The 25,309-nt window shown below is 59.3% G+C and carries 23 protein-coding genes; 18 read left to right on the top strand and 5 right to left on the bottom strand.

Annotated features, from left to right (window positions below; translation table 11 throughout):
* Positions 1–4: 4 nt before the first annotated feature.
* Positions 5–889, bottom strand: a complete 885-nt coding sequence (locus ACYZT5_RS05680) for a LysR family transcriptional regulator (protein WP_462050197.1) — start codon at positions 887–889, stop codon at positions 5–7.
* 168 nt (positions 890–1,057) lie between these two features.
* Here ACYZT5_RS05680 and ACYZT5_RS05675 point away from each other — a divergent pair, with 168 nt between their 5' ends.
* From ACYZT5_RS05675 to ACYZT5_RS05640, 8 genes are all read left to right on the top strand, one after another.
* Positions 1,058–2,158 carry an alkene reductase gene (locus ACYZT5_RS05675; RefSeq protein WP_462050196.1) on the top strand — a complete coding sequence of 367 codons (1,101 nt, stop codon included), beginning with the start codon at positions 1,058–1,060 and terminating at the stop codon, positions 2,156–2,158.
* 93 nt (positions 2,159–2,251) lie between these two features.
* Positions 2,252–2,875 (top strand): cysteine hydrolase family protein, encoded by a 624-nt coding sequence (locus tag ACYZT5_RS05670; protein WP_462050195.1) that lies wholly within the window; start codon positions 2,252–2,254, stop codon positions 2,873–2,875.
* Between the two features lie 66 nt (positions 2,876–2,941).
* On the top strand, positions 2,942–3,334 hold the full coding sequence (locus ACYZT5_RS05665; RefSeq protein WP_462050194.1) for a tautomerase family protein: 393 nt from the start codon (positions 2,942–2,944) through the stop codon (positions 3,332–3,334).
* Between the two features lie 153 nt (positions 3,335–3,487).
* Complete coding sequence (locus tag ACYZT5_RS05660; protein WP_462050193.1) at positions 3,488–4,393, top strand: LysR family transcriptional regulator; 906 nt, start codon at positions 3,488–3,490, stop codon at positions 4,391–4,393.
* Positions 4,394–4,570: 177 nt separating this feature from the next.
* On the top strand, positions 4,571–5,329 hold the full coding sequence (locus tag ACYZT5_RS05655; RefSeq protein ID WP_462050192.1) for an SDR family oxidoreductase: 759 nt from the start codon (positions 4,571–4,573) through the stop codon (positions 5,327–5,329).
* Positions 5,330–5,408: 79 nt separating this feature from the next.
* Positions 5,409–5,810 carry a nuclear transport factor 2 family protein gene (locus ACYZT5_RS05650; RefSeq protein WP_462050191.1) on the top strand — a complete coding sequence of 134 codons (402 nt, stop codon included), beginning with the start codon at positions 5,409–5,411 and terminating at the stop codon, positions 5,808–5,810.
* Positions 5,811–5,970: 160 nt separating this feature from the next.
* Positions 5,971–6,216 carry a cysteine hydrolase family protein gene (locus ACYZT5_RS05645; RefSeq protein ID WP_462050190.1) on the top strand — a complete coding sequence of 82 codons (246 nt, stop codon included), beginning with the start codon at positions 5,971–5,973 and terminating at the stop codon, positions 6,214–6,216.
* Between the two features lie 296 nt (positions 6,217–6,512).
* A complete protein-coding gene (locus ACYZT5_RS05640; RefSeq protein ID WP_462050189.1) occupies positions 6,513–7,646 on the top strand; it encodes a saccharopine dehydrogenase family protein in 1,134 nt (377 codons plus the stop codon).
* 112 nt (positions 7,647–7,758) lie between these two features.
* Here the strand turns inward: ACYZT5_RS05640 and ACYZT5_RS05635 are convergent, their stop codons facing one another.
* Together ACYZT5_RS05635 and ACYZT5_RS05630 are read right to left on the bottom strand one after the other, a co-directional pair.
* Complete coding sequence (locus ACYZT5_RS05635; protein WP_462050188.1) at positions 7,759–10,362, bottom strand: helix-turn-helix transcriptional regulator; 2,604 nt, start codon at positions 10,360–10,362, stop codon at positions 7,759–7,761.
* Between the two features lie 243 nt (positions 10,363–10,605).
* Positions 10,606–11,364: an SDR family NAD(P)-dependent oxidoreductase gene (locus ACYZT5_RS05630; RefSeq protein WP_462050187.1), complete on the bottom strand. Its 759-nt coding sequence runs from the start codon at positions 11,362–11,364 to the stop codon at positions 10,606–10,608.
* 230 nt (positions 11,365–11,594) lie between these two features.
* Here ACYZT5_RS05630 and ACYZT5_RS05625 point away from each other — a divergent pair, with 230 nt between their 5' ends.
* The 3 genes from ACYZT5_RS05625 (at position 11,595) to ACYZT5_RS05615 (ending at position 13,997) form a co-directional block, all read left to right on the top strand.
* Positions 11,595–12,782 (top strand): thiolase C-terminal domain-containing protein, encoded by a 1,188-nt coding sequence (locus ACYZT5_RS05625; RefSeq protein WP_462050186.1) that lies wholly within the window; start codon positions 11,595–11,597, stop codon positions 12,780–12,782.
* Between the two features lie 18 nt (positions 12,783–12,800).
* Complete coding sequence (locus ACYZT5_RS05620; RefSeq protein WP_462050185.1) at positions 12,801–13,058, top strand: hypothetical protein; 258 nt, start codon at positions 12,801–12,803, stop codon at positions 13,056–13,058.
* Between the two features lie 75 nt (positions 13,059–13,133).
* Positions 13,134–13,997, top strand: a complete 864-nt coding sequence (locus ACYZT5_RS05615) for an MBL fold metallo-hydrolase (protein ID WP_462050184.1) — start codon at positions 13,134–13,136, stop codon at positions 13,995–13,997.
* Between the two features lie 26 nt (positions 13,998–14,023).
* Here the strand turns inward: ACYZT5_RS05615 and ACYZT5_RS05610 are convergent, their stop codons facing one another.
* Positions 14,024–15,178: a helix-turn-helix transcriptional regulator gene (locus ACYZT5_RS05610; protein WP_462050183.1), complete on the bottom strand. Its 1,155-nt coding sequence runs from the start codon at positions 15,176–15,178 to the stop codon at positions 14,024–14,026.
* A 96-nt stretch (positions 15,179–15,274) separates the two neighbouring features.
* Here ACYZT5_RS05610 and ACYZT5_RS05605 point away from each other — a divergent pair, with 96 nt between their 5' ends.
* The 7 genes from ACYZT5_RS05605 to ACYZT5_RS05575 all read left to right on the top strand — a co-directional run bounded on the left by ACYZT5_RS05605 (position 15,275) and on the right by ACYZT5_RS05575 (position 23,883).
* On the top strand, positions 15,275–16,291 hold the full coding sequence (locus ACYZT5_RS05605) for an AraC family transcriptional regulator (protein WP_462050182.1): 1,017 nt from the start codon (positions 15,275–15,277) through the stop codon (positions 16,289–16,291).
* A gap of 114 nt (positions 16,292–16,405) precedes the next feature.
* The gene (locus ACYZT5_RS05600) at positions 16,406–17,941 is read left to right on the top strand and encodes a DUF1254 domain-containing protein (RefSeq protein WP_462050181.1); all 1,536 of its coding nucleotides are present in this window, start codon (positions 16,406–16,408) and stop codon (positions 17,939–17,941) included.
* A 34-nt stretch (positions 17,942–17,975) separates the two neighbouring features.
* The gene (locus tag ACYZT5_RS05595) at positions 17,976–19,469 is read left to right on the top strand and encodes a DUF1254 domain-containing protein (protein WP_462050180.1); all 1,494 of its coding nucleotides are present in this window, start codon (positions 17,976–17,978) and stop codon (positions 19,467–19,469) included.
* A gap of 142 nt (positions 19,470–19,611) precedes the next feature.
* Positions 19,612–20,886, top strand: coding sequence for an acyl-CoA dehydrogenase family protein (locus ACYZT5_RS05590; RefSeq protein ID WP_462050179.1), 1,275 nt, complete (start codon positions 19,612–19,614; stop codon positions 20,884–20,886).
* Between the two features lie 115 nt (positions 20,887–21,001).
* Complete coding sequence (locus tag ACYZT5_RS05585) at positions 21,002–22,570, top strand: AMP-binding protein (RefSeq protein ID WP_462050178.1); 1,569 nt, start codon at positions 21,002–21,004, stop codon at positions 22,568–22,570.
* Between the two features lie 55 nt (positions 22,571–22,625).
* A complete protein-coding gene (locus tag ACYZT5_RS05580) occupies positions 22,626–23,477 on the top strand; it encodes an SDR family NAD(P)-dependent oxidoreductase (protein ID WP_462050177.1) in 852 nt (283 codons plus the stop codon).
* A gap of 118 nt (positions 23,478–23,595) precedes the next feature.
* The gene (locus tag ACYZT5_RS05575; protein ID WP_462050176.1) at positions 23,596–23,883 is read left to right on the top strand and encodes a sulfatase-like hydrolase/transferase; all 288 of its coding nucleotides are present in this window, start codon (positions 23,596–23,598) and stop codon (positions 23,881–23,883) included.
* A 446-nt stretch (positions 23,884–24,329) separates the two neighbouring features.
* Here the strand turns inward: ACYZT5_RS05575 and ACYZT5_RS05570 are convergent, their stop codons facing one another.
* Positions 24,330–25,298 carry a WD40/YVTN/BNR-like repeat-containing protein gene (locus ACYZT5_RS05570; RefSeq protein ID WP_462050175.1) on the bottom strand — a complete coding sequence of 323 codons (969 nt, stop codon included), beginning with the start codon at positions 25,296–25,298 and terminating at the stop codon, positions 24,330–24,332.
* Positions 25,299–25,309 lie beyond the last annotated feature (11 nt).

Genomic DNA, 25,309 nt, shown 5'->3' with positions numbered 1-25,309 from the left:
GGAATCAGATGCGCAAGTGCGCACTCATGTAGTCAATGAAAACGCGCAACTTGGGCGAGGCATAGCGGCTGGCTGGCCATAGCATCCAGAAGACGACTTCGCGGTCCAAGTAGTCGTCCAGCACGGTGACCAGTTGGCCGCTTTCCAGCGCTTCGCGCACCAGGAAGGTAGGCAGGAAGGCAATGCCCCTGCCCTGGATTGCGGCATAGGCAAGGGGCTCGACGGTGTTCGCCGTCATGGTCGCGGGTAGCACCAATTCGGACTCGGAGGCCTCGAGTTGCAGCGGCCAACGCTCCAGTTTTCCCGTGGCGGGAAACTTGTGTTGCAGGCAGAAATGGCTTTCCAGTTCACGCGGATGGACAGGTACGCCATGGCGCTTGAGATACGTGGGCGACGCCACCAGCACATGCGCGCAGGCACCCAAGCGGCGCGCGGACAAACGAGAATCGGTTTGCTCGCCGGTCCGGATCACCGCGTCGAAACCTTCTTCGATCACATCGACCATACGGTCGGACATATCGATATCCAGCTCTATCTCTGGATACCGCTCCATGAACCCGTCGAAGGCCGGCATTAGCAGGTCACCCAGTTGCGGCGTGCCCACGCGAAGCCGGCCACGCGGGTTGCCGGCCAGGCCTGACAGCTCGGACTCGGCTGCGGCAACTTCGCTCAAGATGCGGCGGCATCGCTCCAGGAACAACCCCCCCTCGGCAGTCAGCGTGACACTGCGTGTGCTGCGATGAAACAGCCGCACACGCAACCGCTCTTCCATCCTGGCGATGGCCTTGCCCACGGCCGAGGAGGAAACCCCCAGCTGCCGGCCGGCCTCGGTAAAGCTGCGCGTTTCGGCAACTTGCACGAACATTGAGATGCTACTCAGGCTGTCCATCACATTTCCTGTCGGCAAAACCGTCGATTTTTTAGCCCCACATAGTGCTCCACCAACAACGCTGGATTACGGAAAAACTGTCCGAAATGTTCGGCATCGCGAGATATTTTTCTTCAACCGTCCCGCGCCTATATTGCTCACATCCCACCTCAGACAGGAATTGATGACATGTCCAAGCTGCACACGAACATCCAAATAGGCCCTTATCAAATTGCCCATCGCGTCGTTTTAGCGCCGCTTACCCGCATGCGTGCCGAGCCGGGCGCCCTTCCCGGCCAAATGATGGCCGAGTACTACGCCCAGCGTACCACCGCCGGTGGACTGCTGATTGGTGAAGCCACCATCGCGGCACCCAACGGCAATGGTTACCTCGGTGCTCCTGGTCTGTATGACGACAGCCAGATCGCTGGCTGGAAGCTTGTGACCGACGCCGTCCATGCCAAGGGCGGGAAAATCTTCCTGCAGCTCTACCATGCAGGGCGACAGTCCAATAGCCAGCTGCAGCCGGACGGCAGTCAACCGGTGGCCCCTTCCGCCGTGGTCCACGGCGGTGTGGCCTACACCGAAGCCGGTTGGGTGCCCAATACCCCGGCGCGCGAACTGACTATCTCTGAAATCCGCAGGCTGGTGGACAGCTTCCGCGCCGCGGCCGAACGCGGTATTGCGGCGGGTTTCGACGGCGTGGAATTGCACTCGGCCAACGGCTACCTGTTTGACCAGTTCCTCCAGGACGGTAGCAACAAACGCACTGACATCTATGGTGGATCATTCGAAAACCGCAGCCGGTTCCTGCTGGAAACGGTAGAGGCCGTAACCTCCGTCTGGGGAAACAACCGGGTGGCAGTTCGTCTGGGTCCGAGCGGTACCTGGGGCGATATGTCCGATAGCGACCCGGATGGCTTGTTCACCCATGTCGCACTCGAGTTGGATAAACTGAATCTCGCCTATCTGCATCTGATTGAGCCGCGCATCGCTGGCAACGTCGAGGACGAGAGCAAGAACCAGAATCCGCTGGCGGCCCGACTCATCCGGCAGCACTACAAGGGCATCATCATTGCAGCGGGCGGCTTCGCTGGTGAATCGGCGAAGGCGATCCTGGAGGCAGGCGATGCCGACCTGGTCGCGTTTGGCCGCCACTTCATCGCCAACCCTGACTTGCCAGAGCGCCTGCGCAACGGCTGGCCGCTGAACCCGTACGACCGCGAGACGTTCTTCGGTGGCACAGAGGTGGGGTACACGGACTATCCTTTCCATACCGAAGCTGCCTGATAATCCGCACCGCTGACAGCTGGGGTCGTAGTACCCCAGCTATCCAAAAAACCTGTCCTCCAACCCCGCTCCAACTGAATAGCAGGCCTCCCAATGAGTACTCCTGTTTACCCCGTAGAAACGTCCGCTCTTATTCTCGTCGATGTTCTGAACGATTTTCTGGCTGACGACGGAAAGCTGAATGGCATGATCGAACCCATGCTGAAACAGTTGAATCTCAAGGAAAACCTGCAACGCCTTCTTGATGGAGCAAGAAGCGCCGGGGTGAAGATTTTCTTCTCTCCCCATGGCCTTGATGAACACAGCTTCGATGACGTCAAGCACCTCCATCCCCGTTTCAAGCAAGCGCTCGATAACAAGGTCTTTTGGAAAGGCAGCATTGGAGGACAGTTCTTCCCCCCCCTGCGTCCGCGCCCCAATGAGTTCGTGGTCAGCCACCACAGAATTTTCAGTTCCTTTCATGGCACTGACTTGCACAAGCAACTTCAGGAGCAAGGGATCGAGAAAGTCATTATTGCTGGACTGACGTCACAGACCTGCGTGGAAGGCACTGGGCGAGATGCCCTGGAGGCTGGTTATCACGTGACCTTTCTTAAGGACGCCGTGGCTGATTTCACTGAGGAGGCACATCGCGCAGCTCTTGAGATTTCCTACCCCACTTTTGGCCACGAGACATTGACCATCGACGAGTTTCTGAATGCAGTCCAGGGCGACTGATCTCACCTCTTTTATGCCCTTCGTTATGCCGGCCGTACTACCTATCTATTCAGTAAGGAATGTCCCATGCCATTAGCCAGAATCGATGTTGCTGCCCAAACCTCACCGGAAACTGTCGCTGCCATTGGTGATGTTGTTTATGAGGCGATGATCAACACGGCCAGCGTTCCTGAGCACGACAAATTCCAGATCATCACTCGCCACGCCAAGGATGAATTGGTCTACCCGCCCGAGGGTTATCTCGGCCTGACCTACACGCCAGGAATTGTTTTCATTCAGGTCACTTGGGTTGGCGGTCGGTCGATTGAAGTGAAAAAGGCTTTCTACAAGGCGATCGCAGACGGAATTCATTCAAAAACCGGACTGCGCAAGGAGGACGTCTGGATCAGCTTGATTGATGTGAAACGTGAAGATTGGTCGTTTGGCAACGGAGAAATGCAATACGAGCCGAAGGAATGATCTAAATCTTCAAATATTGGGGATGTAGCATCGAATGCTGCAGCTCCGCACCGCCGGCAACTGGGGCCATAGTGCCCCAGTTGTCCAGAAAACCTGACACAACGGGACCTGCCGGGCCCAAGGTGCATCTGGCTGATGGGAGGTGCTGAACAGATGAAAGACCTTTTCTCCTACAGGCTTTTCACCAGGGTGGCGCGACTGGGCAGTTTTTCGGCCGCGGCACGCGAAGTGGGTCTTTCTCAATCCCAGGTTTCCAGAATTGTGGCCGAACTCGAAGCTGATCTCGGCACCCTGCTTTTGGCAAGATCGACACGCGCAGTCGTGCCCACTGAGGCAGGGGCGGATTTTCTGTCGCGCATGGAGCCGATCCTTGCAGCGGTGGAAGAAGCTGAGCAGAGCGTTCGCGGAGGTGGAGAGCTGCGTGGCGTCGTGCGGATCAGCATGCCAACGAGCATCGGCGTCAGGGAAATCATTCCGCGTATAGCGCCGTTCGCAGCAATGCATCCCAACCTGCATATCCAGGTCCTGCTCGCCGATCACTGGCAGGATCTGATCCGCGAAAATATCGATGTTGCGATAAGGCTGGGGCGGCTCTTGGATTCCAGCGCAACGAGCCGTCAGATCATGACAATCAAGAGATTCATTCTCGCCTCCCCCTCCTACTTGCGCGCAGCCGGAGAGCCGACTACACCGGAGGACTTGCAATCACATCGAATCATTGCAGGTCCGGCCTCGACTGTTCCGAGTGGCTGGATGTTCACGCGCAATGGAGAGACCAGGACCATTCAGCTCGAGGCTCACTTCTCGACCGACGAAAATGAGGGCGCTGTCGCAGCCGCAGCCGCTGGGTTGGGGATCACGTCGACAACGGCCTGGGCGTGCCGGCGTGAGCTTGAAAGTGGTGAACTCGTCACACTGCTCACCGATTGGGAGACCGAATCCGTACCTGTTCATGCCTACTTCCCTCATGGCCCGCGTACCCGGAGTGCCGGCCGTTCCTTGATCGAGCATCTTGTTGCCAATCTTCTTGGTGAGGGCTGTAACACGTCGAGCGTGTAGGTTGATGACGTTCGATTTATGCATCCCTTACATAGAAGATAGCGAAAAAGAGTAGCTACTCAGATCCCGCCGAAGTTGCCAATTTAGTGCCACCACCCTGCACGACGCATCGGTCGACCTGTTCATCCGGGCGGCGCGCTGGACGGCCTTTATTTTCATCCATCCAGGAGAAGTGTCATGCGTATGACCGGCAATACTATATTCATCACCGGCGGCGGCTCCGGCATTGGCCGAGGCTTGGCCGTAGCCTTCCACAAACTCGGCAACAAGGTGATCATCTCTGGCCGGCGCAAGGAGCGGCTACAGGAGACGCTCGACGCCAATCCCGGCATGGCCGCCATTGATCTCGACATTACCGATCCGGGCAGCATCCAGGCGGCAGCGCAGACGCTCATCTCCAATTATCCGGACTTGAATGTGTTGATCAACAATGCCGGCATCATGATGTTGGATCACGCAGACAGTCCAGTGGACGATGCGATCGCGCTGTCGACCGTCACCACTAACCTGCTCGGCCCGATCCGCATGACCTCGGCTCTGGTCGAGCATCTGAAGGCACAGCCTGATGCGGTGATCGTCAACGTCTCCTCCGTTCTCGGCTTCGTGCCGATGGCCGTGACGGCGGTCTATTCGGCGACCAAGGCAGCACTCCACTCCTACACATTGTCACAGCGCTACCTGCTGCGGGGACATGGCATCCAACTGGTCGAAATCGCGCCGCCTTGGGTACGCACCGAGTTGCTCAATAGCAGTGAGGAAGAGCGCGCCATTCCTCTCGACCAGTTCATTACGGAAGCGATGAAGCAGTTCGAGAGCGGCGTGGATGAAATCCTCGTCTCTCCAGCCGAGGCTATGCGTGCCAACCCCGGCCCGAACGAGCATGGGTGGGTCAATCAGTTCAACGACATGATCGCAGCCGGGACGGCTTTGGGCTGATCGCGACTATGTCAGAACCGGCAACATCGGGCGACCCCAGTGGTCGCCTGCCCCTCACATTGCTGATAGGACCAAGACTATGACCGCACGCACACCAGACGAGAACAAGGCAATCGTTCTCGAAGGCTTCGAAACCCTATTCAATCGCAAGGATTTGGCTGCGGCCGAACACTTCTGGTCGCCCTCCTATATCCAACATAGTGCTCATGTGCCCCCAAGTCGCGAGGGCCTGTTCGGTCTGGTCGCCGCAGGGTCGGCCAACCTGCGTTACGAATGCCAGCTCGCTGTGGCGCAAGGCGATTTCGTCATGCTGCACGGCCGGTTTTCTGGCCTCGGCCAGCCGGCGAACTGGGTCGTGGTCGACATCGTGCGCCTCGAGGACGGCGTGATGGTCGAACATTGGGACGTCATCCAGGACGAGGCGACGCGCGAAAGCTCCGCCGGCGGCCATCCCATGTTCGGCGAAAACTTCCCGGGCTGACGCCCACTAGGGACAACGCGCAGGCTCTGCAAGGTGTTTGAGGTGCCGTCGGATATGCGGCACCGCTCCTTAGCGTCCTCATCCCGTTTTCCTCCCAAGTAGTCTGAAACTCCCACTGGTCAGCCACCATAGAATTTTCAGTTCCTTTCATGGCACTGACTTGCACAAGCCACTTCAGGAGCAAGGGATCGAGAAAGTCATTAGTGCTGGACTGACGTCACAGACCTGTGTGGAAGGCACTGGGCGAGATGCCCTGGAGGCTGGTTATCACGTGACCTTTCTCAAGGACGCCGTGGCTGATTTCACTGAGGAGGCACATCGCGCAGCTCTTGAGATTTCCTACCCCACTTTTGGCCGCGAGACATTGACCATCGAAGAGTTCCTGAATGCAGTCCAGGGCGACTGATCTGACCCTCTTTTATGCCACGATCCGATGCCGCTCAGCGAGTGTCACTCGCGGACGACCGCGATGGGATGAATGCTGCCCGATCAGACTACATTCGGCGCAAGCAGTCATTTGTTATCCCATTGCTTACCCCGTCTGATTCATTCAATGCCCCCCGGCGTGGGGGGGCGTCAAGGGTATCGAACTCACTACTTTTGAGCGGCGCCGCCTTTAACAGGTAGTTGATATCGCTCCCTGAAACTGTCGTGCATTGCTCCACCCGCCTCGCCTACCCAACAACATCTAGAGAATAAAAAATGGCTAAGTATCCCGTCGTTGTCTATGGCGCCAGTGGTTACACCGGCATGCTGATTATGGATTGGCTGATTGATCAGAACATCGCGTTTACCGCTGTGGCGCGCGATGCCGGGCGCACGCGTGAAATGATGGCGCAGCGCGTGGTGCGACTGGAGTCTGCGACTTACGAAATCATCGAAGTCGAGCACACGGTTGAATCGCTGACCCAGGCATTCAAGGGGGCCAAGGTCGTTTGCAATACCGTCGGCCCCTTCGCCAAATTCGGGCTCACCACGGTCGAAGCCGCGCTTAATGCCGGCTGCCACTACCTGGACACCACCGGCGAGCAATCGTATGTGCGCAATGTGCGCGACCAGTTTGGCGAACTCTATGCCAAGGCCGGCCTGCTGGTCTCGCCTTCACTGGCGTACATGAATACCTTCTCGGAAATCGCCGCCGAACTGGCGCTCGAACACCCCGGCATTGACGCACTGGAAACCTCGGCGTTGTGCCGTGGTCAGCGCGGTATCGGTGCCGGTGTAACGGTCGGCTCCACTGCTTCGATCTTCGAGATGTACCGTGCCGAGCATTGCTACCTGTGGGACAAGAAACTGGTGGCACACCCGGTCGATGCTTCGTTCTTGATCCCCTCGCCCCACTTCATGCAACCGGTATTCGCCTTGCCATGGGGCGGCACCTCGTTGCCGATCTATTTCGAGAATGATCCGCGCGTACGTTCCTGCGTCTCCTGCGTCGGTTTCTACGACAACGACGCGATGAAGATGGTGCATTCGCTCAACCAGAAATGGCAAGCCGAATACAAGCATCTTCCGCCCGAAGCTCAGGATGAGGTACTCAAGGACATCGTCCAGGCGACGACCCCGGCGATGCCGCCACGCGAGCGCACGACCTTGATGCGCACGGTTGACACCGCGATCGGTCGCGGCCAGCTTTCGGCCGTTCGCGCCGAAGTGTTCGGCACCACCGCCTACATTGCCACCGGTGCCTTGCAAGTTGCGGGCGTGATCAAGCTGCTCGACGGCGACACCGCCAAAGTGGGCTTTGCGTCGGGCTCCAAGGCATTCGGTCACCGCTACCTGCTGGGCTTCTGCGAAGAACGCGGTTTGGCTCGCGCTGTCGTCACCCCGCTCTGATCAGCAACCAGGGCACGTCGCGCCAGTCCACTGGCGCGATCCTGGCGGCCGGAGGGTTCGTTGAGGTGGGCAGGTACTCAGGACTGGATCAGTCAACACGGACGCTTCTGGCTCAACCAGACGTTTCGAGAATGCCCAGCATGTAGGCGCGGTCCACCACATGCTTGCGGGTGCCTGCATGAAATTTGCCGTACAGGTTTTTCAGATGCCATTTCACGGTTTCATCACCGACATTCAGTGCCAGGGCTATCTGTTTGTTCGTCAGGTTGCGAGCCAGCAACTGCAGCACTTCTCGCTCTTTGGGCGTCAGCAGTCGGCTGGGAGAAACGCCCGTGGCACCCGGCTCCTGCCGTCGAACCGGAACGGGCTGGCTGGTTTCTTGTGCCCGTATCTGAACATCCTTTTGGCGGATCTTCTGCGCCCACGTGACGAGATCGGGATGGGTGTCCTGCAGGACACGATGCATGCCGTAGGTGTCGGCCAGGCTGATCGCTTCGAGCAAACAGGACAGTCCATCCCCTCCTGAATCTTTGAGCACCAATGCCTTGAGCAATTTGACCTGAACGATTTCGCGACCACACTGCAGGCGCTCGGCAAGTTCGTTTGCCACGGCGAGCACGCTGAGCATGGCCTCCCAGTCGCGCTGAACGAGATAAACATAGGCGTTGCTCAGTCCGGCCAACAGGGCCAGTTCCTGCCCCAGCAGACCGCTCTGCTGGCGAGCGACGTCTGGCACCAGCGCATCCAGCCGTCTCCAGAGTGCCTGGCAAGAATCGCCTCGGCCGAGCAAGGCATTCAAGCGGATTTGTTCGCCCAGGGCCACCATGCAGAAACGCGCGATGCCCCGTTCTTCGCCGAGCGCGAACAATGCCGACAGCAAGTCATGACCGCGATGTGGCTGCCCCTGCAATGCAGCCAGACGTGCCGCCGTGAGAAACCCCATAGCAATCGCATCCGGCGACGCCAACCGCTCGACGACATCCAGCCGATTGGCGAGTACTGTCGTGGCCTCCTGGATCTCACCGCGTTCCAAAAGCACAGTAGCCAGTCCGCAGGCGAGCATCACCGCCACCGAACTGCGCCGGCCGATATCCTGCTCGGCGCGCAGCAAGCTCTTGCGAAAAGCGGCCTCGGCCGGCGGCATACGTCCTTCGTACAAGTAGGTCATGCCCACGACCCACTCGCCATAGCCACGGATTCCGTCGAGCCCTGCGGTCCACGAATAGTGCGGCGCACGCTGAAAGATGCGCCGGGCTTTTTCCGGTTGCCCCTGGAACAGCGTTATGCGGGCGACCAGATTGGCAACGATGGCTTGCAGCTTGATCGAACCGGAAGACAGTTTGTCCATCCACGGAGCGAGCAATGCCATTGATTCGTCTGGCCGGTCGGCAAAATAGGCTGCAGCTGCAGCTATGGCCGCCGCTTCGCAGCGCGTTTCGTCATCCGCGGCCGGGTCCTGTTCGATGCACGCGATCAACCGGGCCGCCTCGACATGTCGCTCGCTCATCGCCAGGGCCCAGGCCGCTGCCAGACAAAGACGCGGACGTGATTCCACTTCCTCGACAGGCAGCTCTTCGACCCACTCCAGCACCCGGCTGAACTGACCGCGCAACATGACCTCGTAGAGACACTGTTCGATCATCAGGTAGCCTTGAGTGGCCTGCCCGGCCAGCAAGTAATGCCGCGCCGCCTCCTCGAAAAAGGCATTCGCCTCCAGCCAGTTCGCAGCCCGTTCATGGAGGGTCTTTCGTTGCGCCTGCGGGAAGTCGCGAAAACGGCTCTGTAAAAACTCCCTGGCCAGGGGATGGAACCGAACCCAGTCGCTGTCGACCCCTTCGGCAAAGATCGGCGTCGAGGCGCATAACTCATGCAGCAGTTCCCCTGCCCGCTCGTTGCCGGTAAGCGCGGCGCAGAGTGAAGGATGAATGACTTCCAGCAGGGAAAGGCAGGTAATGAAATCAACCTGTTCTGCGGATAGACGGGTGACCAGTCTATCGACGAAATAACCCTGGATATCACCGGTACAGACCGAGAGCCCCTCAACGGCGGTTCCCAGATCGGCGCTCTTTTCGATCGCCGAAATCGCCAGTTGCAATCCGAGTGGCCAACCTTCAGTGATCTCATGCAGGCGCAGGCACAGATCAGCGTCGATGCGCGCACCGAAGCGATTGCTGAGCAGCGCAACGGTCTCCTCGGCACGGAATCTCAAGGCATCCTCCGTGACCCGGACATACAGTCCCCGGGCTAGAAGGTCAGCGGTGTTAAGGCTCAAGCGACGACGCGAAGACATGATAATGCGCAGGTTGGCCGGGGCATTGTGCAGCAGGTAAGTCAGACAATGGCGGACGGTGGGCTCGGGCAATGCGTCCGCCTCGTCGAGGATCATTACCGCCTCGCCGCCAAGGTCGGCCACCTCCGCCAGCCAGTGAGTCAGCCCTTCCAGCTCGTCGCGACCAGGGCCGGAGGATCCATCGCTGATACTGGTAAAGGACTGCCGGCCACTGCCCAGCGCCATAGCTGCCGATAGACCAAGGGCAAGACGGCCGCCATCGTCACGCGCATCCAGGGTCAGCCATGCAACCACTGCCCCTCGCGACAAAAACTCCCGCCGCCATTGCGCCAGCAGCATCGTCTTGCCGAAGCCGGCCGGCCCCTGCACGCTGATCGCCACCTTGTCCGCCAGTTCGGGGGCATCAATGCTCAGTCGATCGCGCAACTGCGCTCCCCTCTGGCTGCGCGGAGGGGTTGTCTTGAGCACCAGTTCAGGCTCTATGCGATCCACGTGGGCGATGCCTCTCTACAGTCCCGTGCACGGTGTGAAAGAGACGGGGTATTGAAGGTTGATACCATCAACGCCCCACTCATCTGCTGGTTCCAGGGTAGAAGCCTTGCGTATAGACGATAGCCCCGGAACGGCTTGCGCGGCTTCATTTTCTTCAGCCTGCTTGCGCCCTCAAACTCAATCCGGCAGCGCAAAGCCTGCGGTCAGCCCCCCGTCCACCGTATGGCACGATCCATTGATATAGGCGGCCTTGTCCGAGGCCAGCCATGTCACCAGGTTGGCGACATCCTCCGGCGTGCCCGCACGGCCACCTTGCGGCACCATGGCTTCTAGCATGGCCTGCTCGTTCTTGCTGAGGTTGTCCTCGGTCATGGCTGTGCGAATGTAACCGGGGGCGATGGCGACGCTGCGAATGTTCTGCCGTCCATGCTCCAGCGCACAGGCCTTGGTCAACCCGATGACGCCATGCTTGGCGGCCGTGTAGTGCGGCAGTGTCGCCATGCCCACCAGGCCATCCACCGACGCCGTGTTGATGATGACCCCACCGCCGTTGGCCAGCATGGCCGGAATCGCCGCCCTGGCGCAGAAGAAGACGCCGTTCAAATTAATGTCAATGACACGGCGCCAGTCGGCCACGGACACCTCGGCCGTCCGCCCGCGAACCCCGCAGATACCGGCGTTGCTGAACAGCACGTCAACCCGCCCGAACTTATCGATCGCACTGTCCACCATGGCCTGACAGGCGGCTTCATCCGCGACATTGGTGGGAACAACGATGGCGTTGTCGCCAATCACTTCAAGGGTCTCCTGCAACCCTCTTTCATCGACGTCCGCCAGGACCAGGTTCGCCCCCAGACGGGCAAACTGGATGGCTGAAGCACGACCAATGCCATTGGCGGCGCCCGTAACGATGACAACCTTTCCGGTAAATTCCACGGTAAATCTCCTCACTCATGCCAAATGGGTTTTTTCGTTCACCGTCAAACTATCCCGCTGTCTGCCCATGGGCTTGTCCTTGCAGGCAGAAGTCTTGTCCCAGGCAAGACGAACAGCCTCATGAGGTCGATTTGTCCCTGCGTGCCTGACTTGTTATCAGCTCGCGCCCCGTGCAATTACAAACGTCGAGCATTGTGGATACTGGCCATCACGTTGGCAGAGGAGTCGCTATGAGTACCGATATTGTTATCGCCGGAGTAGGCATGGTGCCCTTCCGCAAACCGGGTCAATCGGAAGGCTACGATGTCATGGGCGAAAAAACCGCACGGGCGGCGCTCAAGGATGCCGGCATCGACTATGCACTGATCGAGCAAGCATTTTGTGGCTACGTCTACGCCGATAGCTGCGCAGGACAGACAGCGCTCTATCGTGTGGGAATGAGCGGCATCCCGATTTTCAACGTCAACAACAATTGCGCCAGTGGCTCTTCGGCGTTTGCCCTGGCGGTCCAGGCCGTCCGTGGGCAGCAGGTCGAATGCGCACTGGCGCTTGGGTTCGAGCAGATGCCCGCAGGCGCGATCGATATGGTCTTTCCCGATAAGGTGAGCCCACTGGCGCGGCACTCGCAGGTCATCGCCAACCTCATGAACCTCAGTGACGAGGAGCGCGATACACCGCCGGCGGTCTGCATGTTCGGCGCCCAGGTCGACGCCATGCTGGAGATGGGCGTGACCGAAGAGACCCTGGCCTCGGTGTGCGTCAATTCGCGAAAGCACGCCGCCAATAATGAAAATGCCATCTTTCGTACGCCGTTGACGGTCGAAGAAATCCTGGCGACGAAACCCATTTTTCGTGGACTGCGCAAGAACTTCGCCTGCCCACCGAGCTGTGGCGCCGCCGCGGTGATTGTCTGTACTCCGGAATTTGCCCGCGCTCATGGCATTCGCTCTGATGTGCGCCTCGTAGGTCAGGGCTGGTGCAGTGACCAACGTAGCTTTTTCGAAGGCAGCGTCATGGATGTGATGTTTCAGGCACTGAGCCGGAATGCGGCCAACAAGGCCTATGAAGATGCCGGCATCGGTCCGATGGATGTCGACGTCATCGAGTTGCACGACTGTTTTGCCAGCAATGAATTGGCCACTTACGTCGCGCTGGGGCTGTGTAAGCAAGAAGAGTTAAACGATTTTATTGCTTCGGGACGCGGCACCTATGGCGGCCAATGGGTGATCAACCCGTCAGGCGGCCTGCTGGCGAAGGGACACCCGTTGGGTGCGACGGGGTTGGCCCAGCTGACAGAACTGACCTGGCAGCTACGCGGACAGGCTGGAGCACGGCAGGTCCCGGGGGCAAGGGTCGCGTTGCAGCACAACGGCGGACTGGGCAGCGCGGGATTCGTGCACATTCTCAAGAAATATTGAAACCCCGGAGGCAATCATTTGAACGCGCTACTGAAATTCTTGTGCATCGCAATCTACATCCTCGGCGTCGCTAGCACAGTGGGCTTGCTGCCCGCTACCTGGTCATTCTGGAAAACGATTGCAGCCGTATTGCTGGTCGCCCATCTACTTGAGGTCATCATCATGTTCAAGTACGTCAAGCGCTACCGGGGATCGCTGGGTGCAAGCCTGGTCCTGACGCTGCTCTTCGGTTTTCTTCACTGGAAGCCCTTGATGCACGCGAAAGGTCGTCCGTGAACATAGGCATGTCCATTTTCCGATGAGATCGCGCAGCGTCAATGTCATCGGTATGAGTTCGACGAGGTACGCATTGTGAATCGCACTATTTCCACGCTGGACGGCAAGCGACGCAAGCTCGACGGGGGTGTGATGTTTGGCAGTACCCCGCGTGAGTCGTGGGCCCGCTGGGCTACGCCTGATCACGACAACCGGGTGGAATTGGCCTCTCGCGGGTTATTGGTGCAGCAGGACGGGCGCAATGTCCTCGTGCTGGCCGGTGCCGATGCCCTGCTGGCTCCAGCGCCACGCACTTGTCGTTGCCAACCGGGGAGCCCTGGCCTGTTGGATAGCCTGGGTCGGTATGGCTTGAATGAGCACGACATCCATGTGGTGTTGCTGATTCATCTGCACGCTCAATTGCCGGCCGATCTCAGCGCGATGATCAAGGACGGCGAGACACCTCGCTTGCTGTTTCCCGCGGCGCGCTACATCACCAGCAAGCGCCACTGGACACGGGCACGCCAACCCCATCCGCGCGACCGGGCGCTGTTCGTGCCGCAGATATTACGGCAACTGGAAAGCAGTGGTCGGTTGGACCTGATCGAAGGCCCGGACTGCGACGAGCTCGGCGATGGCTGGCGCTTCCATGTCAGCGATGGTTACACCCCCGGGCAACTATTGCCGGAGATCGACATGCCTGGCGGCCCGGTGATATTTGCTGGTGACTTGGTGCCGGGAAGGCAATGGCTGCAACTGAATGTGACCAGCGCCTACGACCGCAACCCCGAATCCCTGATCGACGAGAAAGAACGCTTACTGGACTACCTGGTGGCCAGCGGTGGCCGGTTGATTCTGCCGCGTGACCCCGAGGTGGCGATGGTCAGCGTCGTGCGTGACCGGCAATCGCGTTATGTGCCATTCGACCCGTATCAGGTGCTCAATGGTTTCGACACTTGATCCCGATTACGCCCTGCCCTGCTCTATCAGCGCTCCAACCCAAGGCTCTGACGATATTGGCTCGGAGCCATGCCGGTCCATCGCTTGAAGGCACGGGTGAAATTGCTGACTTCGGAAAAACCCAGGGAAAAGGCCGCCTCCGTCACCGAAACCGAGCTGCGCGACATGAAGGCGAGCGCATTGGTGCGCCGTGTATGGTCGAGGATTTCCTGAAAACTGGTATCCCTGGCAGCGAGCTTCAATTGCAAACCACGGGTGCTGATGTGTAGCCGCTCAGCCACTCGATCCTTGTTCAGCGCACGCGAGGATAATTCACTGCTGACAATGGCCCGGACGCGATTGACGATATCGCCCCGTTCAATGCGCTGAAGGTATTCCATTACGGTGCGGTCATGGCTCAATGCAAGCTCCTCGTTGGCACCCGGGAGCCTCTTGTCCACCAGGTCGATATCCATTGTCATCACGATCTCGGGTCGGCCGAATTCGACATCGCATTGGAAATACTGGGTAAATTCCTGAGCCATACCTTCAAAGGCAGGTCGGATCAACTCGAGCTTCCTCAAACGGAATCGATTGCCGGAAATGGTCCGCAAAAGTGTAAAGATCAAGGCGATGTAGGCGTCGTGTGTTTCATGGCACACCTGCGCCCCCGGTACGCATGAAGTGATGAGCAGGAATGTGTTGTTTCGCTCTTCTACGCGGATGTTGGCATTCTGCGAAATGACACGGTAGAGCGAGCTCAACCGCTGCGCGAAGTCCCGTATCGAAATGCTGGCCAGCAGTGCAAATCCCATCGCATGGAGATTGGCGGGACGTAAGGTTTCGCCGGCCCGCAGGCCGAAACACGGATCTTGTGTAGCCAGTACGGCCGCGGCATACAGCTTTGCGATGGTTTGATTATCAATGCGCAGCATCGGATCCGTGGTGGCAGGCAACATCACCCCGCAGGAGAGAAAGACCTGTTTTGCGCATACACCTTGATTATCGAGCGCTTCGGCAATCGCAATGGCATAGGCACCAATGATCGATGAACCATGGCTTGAAGTGTCCGGCGCGACGCCGACTTTCAGCGTCTGCTGCGCTTCAATGGCATCGCTGTACTCATTGCTTGTCGTCACGGTAAAAACCTCTGATTGTCCAACTCGGCAACAAGCGCTATCGCCTCGACCGACGAGGTTCATTTTAGGCACCGGCGCAGGCGTTATTTTTGTTAATGCACGCCAAACATTTGTGATTGAATGCCGTTTATGGCAGCCACGTGGTCAAGGAGAGGTGGTATGACGCCGTACATGCGCGGCTGGGTGCTGCAGGGCTTTGCGAACCTGATAGAAGAACTGGGTGGCGACGTGGCGGGCTACGAAAAACGCTTCCAACTGCCGCTGCAAGGGCTTGATCAAAGTGAAGTACCGATTCCTGGCTCAGCGCTGATCCGCTTGATGGAAGCTTGCGCCGACGACCTGCAATGCCCGGATTTCGGCATTCGCCTCGGTACCGTGCAGGGTCGCGCTCCGCTCGGTCCGGTGATGCTGGCATTGACCCAATGCGCCACCGTAGGCGAGGCGATCGGCGCGGCTGCGCGCTTCATTAGCCTGCTGAACCCTGCCGTAGAACTCAAATGCGAAAGCCTCACCAGCGGGCTGCGTCTGACCTATCAGATCAAAGTGCCCAGAATTGGCATCGTTCGCCAGTTCGAACAATGGTGCCTCATGGCGGGCGTCAATGTTTTTCACATACTGGCCGGTGCCAATGCCCGGCCGCGGGCGATGTTCTTCACCCATGCTCCCTTGCAGCCGAAGGATTTCTATTCCCGCACTTTTGGTTGCCCGGTGAAATTTTCGCAGGTTGCTTTTGGCTTCGAATTTTCTGCCAGTGATGCCATGCACCCGATGGACGGCAACGATCCAGAGATGAAGGCGCTCGTCACCGACTATCTGGAGCGGATTGCAGACGAGTCCGGGCTCGACCTCGAACACCAGATGGACGCGTTGATTCGTAAACTTCTGCCGACTGGACGCTGCACGCTCGACACCATCGCCAGCCATTACTTCGTCAGCGTACGTACCTTGCAGCGTCGCCTGGATGATCAAGGGCTGGCATTCGAGCAGCAGGTGGACGCTATCCGCCGCGAACGTGCGGCCTTGTATCTCAACGATCCGATGCTGCGAGTCTCGCAGGTGGCGCTGTTGCTCGGTTATGCCGAGCAAAGCTCGTTATCCCACGCGTTCAAGCGTTGGTATGGGATGTCGCCCAGTGCCTGGCGCCGCGCTCACCCGGCCTCGCTTCAGGCGGGGTGACATCCAATCACAAATGTTTGTCGTGCAATAACAAACCATTGATGCGGTGCAGTTCCCAGAATAGGCCAGCCAAAAACGGCTGGATGACTTCGTCCGCATCAATGGAGAACAAGAATGACATTGCCCCAAACGAGCCGTGCAGGAAGAGCAGGCGTCACACGCAGACTTGAATCTTCCCTGATCATCGTGCTCGGTTTACTCGTGGCTTCGACGACAGTTGCCCAGACCTACAAGACTGACATCCCGCCGGCGATCGTGACACCCGACACCCTCGAGACACGCCTCGGCACCCTGCGCTTCACCGACGGTTTCCCGGACGAGGCGACCGTGCAGAAGGTCTACGACAACCTCGACTTCCAACGCGGCGTACAGGCCTTTCTCACGACAATTCCTGCGGCGTCGCAGGCGGCAATGCGCAAAGCCATCAGGACACTCGGTCCAGACAACGCAACGGTGTTCATCGCAGAGACGCTGCTGGACTCCCGATCGCTATTCCTGACCGGCAACAGCGAGAACGTCTACGCGTCGGGTTGGATCGATCTGAAGAACGGGCCGGTCGTGATCGAAAGCCCACCCAATACCCTCGGCGTGATCGATGATTTCTGGTACCGCTACGTCACCGACCTCGGCAATGCCGGGCCCGACAAGGGCCAGGGTGGCAAGTACCTGCTGCTCCCTCCGGACTACGAGGGGGATGTGCCGCAGGGTTACCACGTATTCAAGTCTCGTACGTTCAACAACTGGTTCATCAGCCGTGGTTTTCTGGTAAACGGTGATACGAAACCTGCGGTCGAGAGCTTCAAGCAGCAGTTGCGTATCTATCCACTGGCCCAGGCCGCCAATCCACCGGCGACGACCTTCGTCAACCTCTCCGGCAAAACGATCAACACCATCCACTCGATGGACTTCTCGTTCTTCGAAGAGGTCAACGAAGTGGTGCAGGAGGAGCCGAACGCGGCGCAAGATCCTGAGACACTCGGATTGCTTGCCGCCATCGGCATCGAGAAAGGCAAGCCATTCGCGCCCGACACGCGGATGAAAAAGATCCTCACCGAAGCAGCAGCAGTCGGCAGCGCCACGGCGCGCGCGAACGCCTACAAGGCCCGTTCGCAGGACGCGTATTTTTATCCGAACAGCGCGTGGCGCAAGCTTTTCTCCGGCGCTGACTATCAATTCCAGCACGACGGTATCCGCCAGCTCGACGCACGTTCGTTCTACTTCTTCTACGCCACCGTCAATACGCCCGCGCTGGTCAAGAAGATGGTCGGCGTCGGCTCGCAATACGCGGCGGCGTTTGTTGATGCCAAAGGTCAGCCACTCGATGGGGCCAAGAACTACCGGCTGCATTTGCCGCCAAACGTCCCGGCGAAGAATTTCTGGTCAGTCGTGCTCTATGACAATCAGACGCGCTCGATGCTGCAGACCGACCAGCAGTTCCCGAGTATCGGCAGCCAGAGGAAAGGCATCGTGTTCAACGATGACTCGTCGGTAGACCTGTACTTCGGCCCCAAGCCGCCGCCCGGCAAGGATAGCAATTGGGTGCAAACCCTCCCCGGCAAAGGCTGGAACACCCTATTCCGCCTCTATGGTCCGCTCGATGCCTGGTTCGACAAGACCTGGCAACCGGGTGAAATCGAAGAGATCAAGTGACCCCTTTGGCGCGGACAATGTAAGGAATAAATTGATGAACATTAGACTTGCGATGCTGATGCTGCTCGGTGCCTCCACGGTTTCGTCGGCATTCGCCCAGACTTACAAAACGGACATTCCGCCTTCGATCGTGACACCCGACAGCCTCGAGACGCGGCTCGGCACCCTCAGGTTCACCGACGGTTTCCCGGACGAGGCGACGGTGCAGAAGGTCTACGACAACCTCGACTTCCAGCGCGGCGTGCAGGCTTTCCTCACGGCCATGCCGGCGGCTTCGCTGTCGGCGATACGCAAGGGCATCAGCGAGTTCGGGCCGGCCAACCAGACCGTGGCGCTGTTCGAAAACCTGATGGACGCCAGGTCGCTGTTCCTCACGGGCAACAGCGAGAACATTTACGGATGGGCCTGGATCGACCTCAAGGACGGGCCAATCGTCATCGAAAGCCCGCCCAATTCACTGAGCATCGTTGACGACTTCTGGTTCCGTTACGTCGGCGACCTCGGCAATGCCGGACCCGACAAGGGCAAGGGTGGCAAGTACTTGCTGCTGCCGCCGGGATACGACGGCCCCGTGCCGGAAGGTTACTTCGTGCTGAGGTCACCGACCTTCGGTAACGTGTTCCTCACCCGAGGGTTTCAGGTCGATGGCGACACGAAACCTGGTGTCGAGAACATCAAGCAGCACCTGCGTATTTATTCGCTGGCGCGGGCCGCCAACCCGCCGGCGACGACCTTCGTCAATGTCTCCGGCAAGGCGTTCAACACCACCCACGCTCTGGACATCACCTACTTCGACGAGGTCAACGAAGTGGTGCAGGAAGAACCGAACGCGGCGATGGACCCGGAAACGCTCGGCCTGCTGGCCGCTATCGGCATCGAGAAAGGCAAGCCGTTCGCACCTGACGCGCGGATGAAAAAAATCCTCACAGAGTCCGCTGCCGTGGGCAGCGCCACGGCGCGCACCCTCACCTTTCGTACGCGCATCAAGGATTCCTATTTCTATCCGGACAGCGCCTGGGGTACGCCTTTCATCGGCGGCAGCCATCGTTTCGAACATGACGGCATCCGCCTGCTCGACGCACGCACGTATTTCTACTTCTACGCCACCGGCAACACACCGGCGATGACCACCAAAATGGTGGGCGTCGGATCGCAATACGCGACGGCATTTGTCGACGCCAACGGGCAGCCCTTCGATGGAGCCAAGTCCTATCGGCTGCACTTGCCACCCAATATTCCGGCGAAGAACTTCTGGTCGGTCGTGCTCTACGACAATCAGACGCGCTCGATGCTGCAGACCGACCAGCAGTTCCCCAGTATCGGCAGTCAGCGCAAAGGCATCGTGATGAACCCCGATACCTCGGTGGACCTGTACTTCGGACCCAAAGCGCCGCCCGGAAAGGAAAGCAACTGGGTACAAACCACGCCGGGCAAAGGCTGGAACACGCTGTTGCGTCTGTATGGCCCGCTTGAGCCGTGGTTCAACAAGACCTGGCGGCCGGGCGAGATCGAAGAAGTGAAGCCGTAACCCCAGCGTGCTGACCCCGGCCTGTCGAGCCCCGCAAATGAGGGTCGCAGGGACAAGCGCTGTGCCCGATGCGATAAGTCGGAGTTTTCGTTACGGATTACTCTCAATCAATCGATTGGGACAATAACAAGAGGAATCGTCGATGTTTGATTTGGAGAAAATTGTCGAGCCTGTTCTGGGCCTTTGCGGTCTGGAAAGCGACTTGACGGAAGAAGAGCGTGCCATTCAGGAAGTGGCGCACAACTTCGCCAAGGACGTCATGCGCCCGATCGGCGCCAAACTGGACAAAATGACTGCCGAGGAAGTGGTTGCTCCGGGCTCTCCCCTGTTCGACTACATGCGTCAGGTGCACGAATCGGGGCTGCTCGATCTCGGCGCATTGGCGGCGATGGACAGTCAGCAGAAATCGCGCATCATGCCGATCATCTTTGAAGAACTTGGCTGGGGCGATTCGGGGCTGGCTATCGCCACGCTGGCGTCCTCTTTCCCGGCGTATGCGGCGCACAATTGCGGGAACCCGGAAATCATCGAGCGATTTGGCAAACACCCTGGCTGCTGGCTCGCCACCCAGCCCGACCGTGGCAGCGATATCGTCGACATCGACGCCGACCTGGTCCCGCGTGGCACCAAGCAATCACGTGGCAACCTTTACGCGCGGGTCGTCGGCGATGAAGTGATCGTTCAAGGCCAGTCCTCGGCGTGGGTTTCGTATGCGCCACTGGCCCAGACTGCCTTGGCCTACATCCCTTGCGATTACGGCAATGGCCTGGAACATGAAAATGGCGCTGGGCTGAATCACATCGCCATTCTCATCCCCCTCGACCTGCCAGGCGTCTCGAAGGGCAAGCCGCTGGAAAAACTTGGCCAGCGTGCCCTGCCCCAGGGTGAGATCTATTTCAACGAAGTGCGTGTGCCGAGGAAATATGCCCTCGCCGAGGGTGAGGCGGCCATCACCAGCTTCTTCGGCGCCCTGGCGTTCGGCAACATGGAAATGGCGGCGACCTTCACCGGCGTGGCCCGCGCAGCCTTCGAACATGCGCTGGCGTATGTGCACGAGCGCAAGCAAGGCGGCACACCGATCATCAACCATCAGAGCGTGCAACTGCGGACCTTCGACTTGTGGCAGAAGGTCGAGCTCTCGCGCGCGATTGCGCATCGCGTGTTCGCCTACAACTACAGCGAAAAAGGCCCTCACCTGCTGGCGTCGATTACCAGCAAGACCTATGTCACCGAGACCGCGTTCCAGGTGGCCAGTGAAGCGCTGCAATTGTTCGGTGGCAACGGCCTGACCAAGGAATACCCGATCGAGAAGCTCATGCGCGACGCAAGGGCATCGATGATCGAGGATGGCGAAACCAACGTTCTCAAGCTTAAGGGCATGCGCTGGCTGAGCCGCGCCTACCAACGCGCCAACTGATTCCCCCCAACGACCCAATCAACCACATTCCCGGGCTGCCAGGTGCAGCCCGAGGATAACGCTGTGTCGAAAAAGCCAGTCGTTGTGGAAACCTGTTTAATGGAGTGCATTTGCCATGCGGATCATCGATCACTTCGATAACGCCGTACGTTTTTACCCGCACAATCTGGCCTTCGTCGACGTTGGCAACGATGCCAGCGCAGTGACTTACGCCCAAGCGGCGCCAGTGACGCAGGCCATTGCCGGCGCGATTGCCCATAACGGGTTCAGTGGCGGCGGCCATGTCGGCATTTTGGCACCTAATAGCACTGTTGCCTTCCTGGCGCTGCTGGGCGTGTTCCGCGCGCGTTGCGTCTGGCTACCGGTCAATCCGCGCAATACGGTGGCGGCCAATGCGGATCTGTTTAATGACTTTGAAGGCGAGTTGCTGCTGTTCCATAGCACCTACGCCACTGAGGCGGCGCAACTGAAGGCGCGTTGCCCCGGCCTTCGGGAGCTCGTTTGCATTGACGGCGATTGCGGCGTGGGGACTTCCCTCGCGGCGTGGTCGCAAGGTGCACCCACGAGCTACACCCCGGTCGTGGGAACGGGCAGCCTGGACGATACCTTTGCCTTGTACCCCACAGGTGGTACGACCGGAAAGTCGAAGGGGGTGATGATTACCCATCGCAATGTCCATACGTTCTTCAGCAACTTCTACGCGCACTTTGACTATCACGACACCACTTGCCATCTGGTGGTGGCGCCAATGACGCATACCGCCGGTCTCACCGGCTGCCTGCACTTCGCGCGCGGCGGGACCAACGCGATCATGGCCGCCGCCGTCCCTGAAGCGGTTGCCGACGCGATTGAACAATACAAGGTCACCCATCTTTTTCTGCCGCCGACCGTGCTGTACATGCTGCTGGCATTGCCCGACATCCGCCAGCGGGACTACCGCTCGCTGAAGCATTTCCTGGTCGGCGCTGCGCCGACGTCGCTGGAGAAGCTGAAGGAAGCCGTGCAGGTGTTCGGCCCGGTCATGTCCGAGGCGTTTGGTCAGTCCGAAGCACCGGCCGCGATTACCGCCAAGGCACCCTGGGACTACATCGACGCGGACGGCACCATCAATGAGGCACGCCTGCAATCCATTGGCCGGCCCTGTGTATTCAACACCGTCGCCATCCTGAATGACGAAGGTGAGGAAGTGGCGCGCGGTGAGTCGGGGGAGATCTGCATTCGCGGCGATCTGGTGACGCCGGGCTATTACAAGAATCCCCAGGCAACTGCCGAAGTCCGTCAGCAGGGCTGGCACCACACGGGTGACGTCGGGGTCATGGCTGAGGATGGCTATATCACGATTGTCGACCGCAAGAAGGACATGATCATCACTGGCGGATTCAACGTTTATCCGAACGAGATCGAACAAGTACTCACGACCCACGACGCTGTTCAGGATTGCTCTGTCATCGGTATTCCTGACGACAAATGGGGCGAAGCGGTGAAGGCGATTGTCCAGCTCAAGCCTGGCAAGCGCTGCACGGGAGACGACCTGATTGCACTGGTCAAGGAACGGCTGGGGAGCGTCAAGACCCCGAAGAGCGTCGATTTCACCGAGCAGTTGCCACGCAGCCCGGCGGGCAAGGTACTGAAAACCGAACTGCGTAAAGCGTATTGGCAGGGCAAGGACAGGGCTGTGCACTGAGTACATCCCCGTCTACCACCGGCTAATTTCAGCAACAACGGCATTGCGAGCAATCATGAAACTCGAACAGAAATACCCGGCAAAACGTGCCTTCGTGACAGGCGCCGCCAGCGGTTTCGGTCTGGCCATCTGCATGCATCTCGCAAGCAGAGGCTGGAAACTGCTGATCGCCGACATCAACGCGACAAGACTCGAGCAGGCCGAGGTGCAGCTACGCAAACGCGGTGCCGAGACCTTCAGCATGGTGTTGGATGTCACCCGGCAAGAGGCCTTGCAGGACGCGGCCAACACCGTCAAACAACTGTGGGGCGGAGTCGACCTGGTGTTCAACAACGCGGGCATCGCATCCGCCGGCATGATCGATGACCTTCCCCTTGAAGAGTGGGAAAAGGTCATCAACGTTGACCTGTGGAGTGTGATTTACGGCTGCCGGGCATTCGTGCCTTTGCTCAAGACCCAGGGCGGCGGCTGCATCATCAATACCGCATCCAGCGCCGGGACCTTGTCCGGGCCTGAAATGTCTCCCTACAACGTGGCCAAGGCTGGCGTCGTGTCCCTGTCGGAGACCCTCAAGTCCGAACTCAGCGGCTTTGATATCGGCGTCACCGTGGTGTGCCCGACCGTGTTTGCGACATCGCTGGGCGACTCGCTCACCAGCGAGCGCACCATGGAAAAGCGCCTGCTGGCCCAACTGAAAAAGTCCCGATTCACCTCCGAGCATATCGTCGACGATGTGATTCGCGCGCTCGAAAAGGGCCGCCTCTACGTCATGACCCAGCCTGACGCCAAATGGGCCTGGCGACTTAAACGCTGGATGCCGGAAACCTATTTCCGCCTGATTGCCTATCTGTACCGCAACCGCAAGTGGCTTTACGCCGAGCAGGAGGAAGCCGACCGATTGATTTGAACCTTGAAAGTCAACGCGCAACCTTTGAGAAAAAACAATGCAACGCATTCGGCTACTGTCGTTTCTGATCGCATTCATGGGCTGCGCGCATGCCTAGGAAAAACCCAACGTCGTCGTCATGCTGGCCGACAACGTCGGTTATGGTGACATTGGCGCCTATGGTGCGGGTGAGCTCCGGGGCATGCCTACCCCGCGTATCGACCAATTGGCCAGCGATGGCGTGAGCTTTACCCAGTTTCTGGTCGAGCCAGGTTGCACGCCCTCCCGCGCCGCACTGCAAACCGGGCGCTATTCGCCACGTTCAGGCCTTGGCAGCATCATCGTCGGGGGCACGCGGGGGTCCATTTTTGTTATGGGGGTTCGACCGACTGGGCTTCTTGAATGTATGTATTGGGTTGTGCGGTAGTGGCGGATTTGGATTTGGATGGACGGTGTACATATCCGTTTCTTCGGTAACGGCCACTTAGGGTTCCGCCTACAGGGGAACGAGTAAATCCGCGAAATCAGGTCGGCTGGCAGGCCGCCTTCGCGAGCAGGCTCGCTCCCACATTTGGATCGCAGACTGGCCCGTAACCAGGTCGGCTAACAGGCCGCCTCGCTTTGGCTGTTGTTTCTGCTTTTGATCTTCTAGCCCCCTCGAGGGGATGCCGAGCCACAGCGAGGCACCGAACGAAAGGGGCAAGAGCCTGGGCAAGAGCCCTTGGTTACTTGGGGCTTTTCCAAGTGACTCGCCGTAAGGGCGAAACCATTAGTCGCCATCACCTAAACAATGGATATACACCCAATCAATATGTGCGCCTGAAACACTAAGTGAACAGCGTCAGGGCATTGGCCGATCTGCACCGACGCCGATTAATGGCTATCCGACAGATCCAGCTCCAGCACACCTTGTGGGCCGAACAGTGCCAGTTGGCTTTCGCCCAGCGGCGCGAGTGCGGCGAGGTTCTGCCGGTCGGCGCGGACTCGCGCCTGGAAGCGCTGCAAGCCCTGATCGGCGACGGCCACCAGCCCGCCATTGCCCACCAGCGCTACGCGACCGTCGCTGAGTTGGCCGACCGCAGTGATGGCTTCCTGGCTGCCGCTGTCCTTGGTCTGCCAGGTATCGCCCAGGTCCTCGCTGACCAGCACCCGTCCGCTCATGCCCACCAACAGAACACGGCCGTCGCGCAGGCTCGCGCCACCCCACAACGAGCCGCTGACGCCGGTATCCAGGGTTTCCCAGGTCGTGCCATTGTCGGGAGACCGGTAGGCGCTGCCGCCCTCCCCGGCGATGAACAGGTGGCCATCGCGCCCGGCAAAGATCTGGTTGAGGTGGTGATCGTCGCCGTCGCTGCTCACGTTCAGGCGCTGCCAGCTGCGGCCGCCGTCGCGGGTTTCGCTGGCGTAGCCGTAGGCGCCGACGACAATGCCGTGCCGGGTGTTCTCGAACCACACCGACAGCAGCACCGGCTTGCCGTCCAGCGGCGGTTGCAGCGTCCAGGTTTCACCGCCGTCCTCGGTGCGCAGCAACACCCCGCCATGCCCCACGGCCCAGCCGTTTTGCCCATCGGCGAAACTCAGCGCTGTCAGCAATCCGTCTACCGGTACGGCTTTGGCCTGATGCCACAGCTTGCCATCGGCCGAAAGCACCACCACACCGTGATCACCCAGTGCGACAAGCCCCGAGCCCGCGTTGCTGACGGCCACCAGCGGTGCTTGTTGCGCCTGGGCCAGGCGCATGGCTGGCACCTCGGCACAATGGCCACGGAGCACTTGCCCGGCCAAACCCAAGAACGCGGCAGTGGCCATCAGTCGTGGCAGCGAAATCGTTCTGTTGGACATTTCACATCCCT

This window comes from Pseudomonas sp. LB3P14 (genome assembly GCF_054898045.1).
This window is presented reverse-complemented; position numbering and strand designations above follow the sequence as displayed.

Coding starts and splice junctions, on each gene's coding strand:
- ACYZT5_RS05680 (WP_462050197.1), bottom strand. CDS start 889: ATGGACAGCCTGAGTAGCATCTCAATGTTCGTGCAAGTTGCCGAAACG.
- ACYZT5_RS05675 (WP_462050196.1), top strand. CDS start 1,058: ATGTCCAAGCTGCACACGAACATCCAAATAGGCCCTTATCAAATTGCC.
- ACYZT5_RS05670 (WP_462050195.1), top strand. CDS start 2,252: ATGAGTACTCCTGTTTACCCCGTAGAAACGTCCGCTCTTATTCTCGTC.
- ACYZT5_RS05665 (WP_462050194.1), top strand. CDS start 2,942: ATGCCATTAGCCAGAATCGATGTTGCTGCCCAAACCTCACCGGAAACT.
- ACYZT5_RS05660 (WP_462050193.1), top strand. CDS start 3,488: ATGAAAGACCTTTTCTCCTACAGGCTTTTCACCAGGGTGGCGCGACTG.
- ACYZT5_RS05655 (WP_462050192.1), top strand. CDS start 4,571: ATGCGTATGACCGGCAATACTATATTCATCACCGGCGGCGGCTCCGGC.
- ACYZT5_RS05650 (WP_462050191.1), top strand. CDS start 5,409: ATGACCGCACGCACACCAGACGAGAACAAGGCAATCGTTCTCGAAGGC.
- ACYZT5_RS05640 (WP_462050189.1), top strand. CDS start 6,513: ATGGCTAAGTATCCCGTCGTTGTCTATGGCGCCAGTGGTTACACCGGC.
- ACYZT5_RS05625 (WP_462050186.1), top strand. CDS start 11,595: ATGAGTACCGATATTGTTATCGCCGGAGTAGGCATGGTGCCCTTCCGC.
- ACYZT5_RS05610 (WP_462050183.1), bottom strand. CDS start 15,178: ATGAACCTCGTCGGTCGAGGCGATAGCGCTTGTTGCCGAGTTGGACAA.
- ACYZT5_RS05605 (WP_462050182.1), top strand. CDS start 15,275: ATGACGCCGTACATGCGCGGCTGGGTGCTGCAGGGCTTTGCGAACCTG.
- ACYZT5_RS05600 (WP_462050181.1), top strand. CDS start 16,406: ATGACATTGCCCCAAACGAGCCGTGCAGGAAGAGCAGGCGTCACACGC.
- ACYZT5_RS05595 (WP_462050180.1), top strand. CDS start 17,976: ATGAACATTAGACTTGCGATGCTGATGCTGCTCGGTGCCTCCACGGTT.
- ACYZT5_RS05590 (WP_462050179.1), top strand. CDS start 19,612: ATGTTTGATTTGGAGAAAATTGTCGAGCCTGTTCTGGGCCTTTGCGGT.
- ACYZT5_RS05585 (WP_462050178.1), top strand. CDS start 21,002: ATGCGGATCATCGATCACTTCGATAACGCCGTACGTTTTTACCCGCAC.
- ACYZT5_RS05580 (WP_462050177.1), top strand. CDS start 22,626: ATGAAACTCGAACAGAAATACCCGGCAAAACGTGCCTTCGTGACAGGC.
- ACYZT5_RS05575 (WP_462050176.1), top strand. CDS start 23,596: ATGCTGGCCGACAACGTCGGTTATGGTGACATTGGCGCCTATGGTGCG.
- ACYZT5_RS05570 (WP_462050175.1), bottom strand. CDS start 25,298: ATGTCCAACAGAACGATTTCGCTGCCACGACTGATGGCCACTGCCGCG.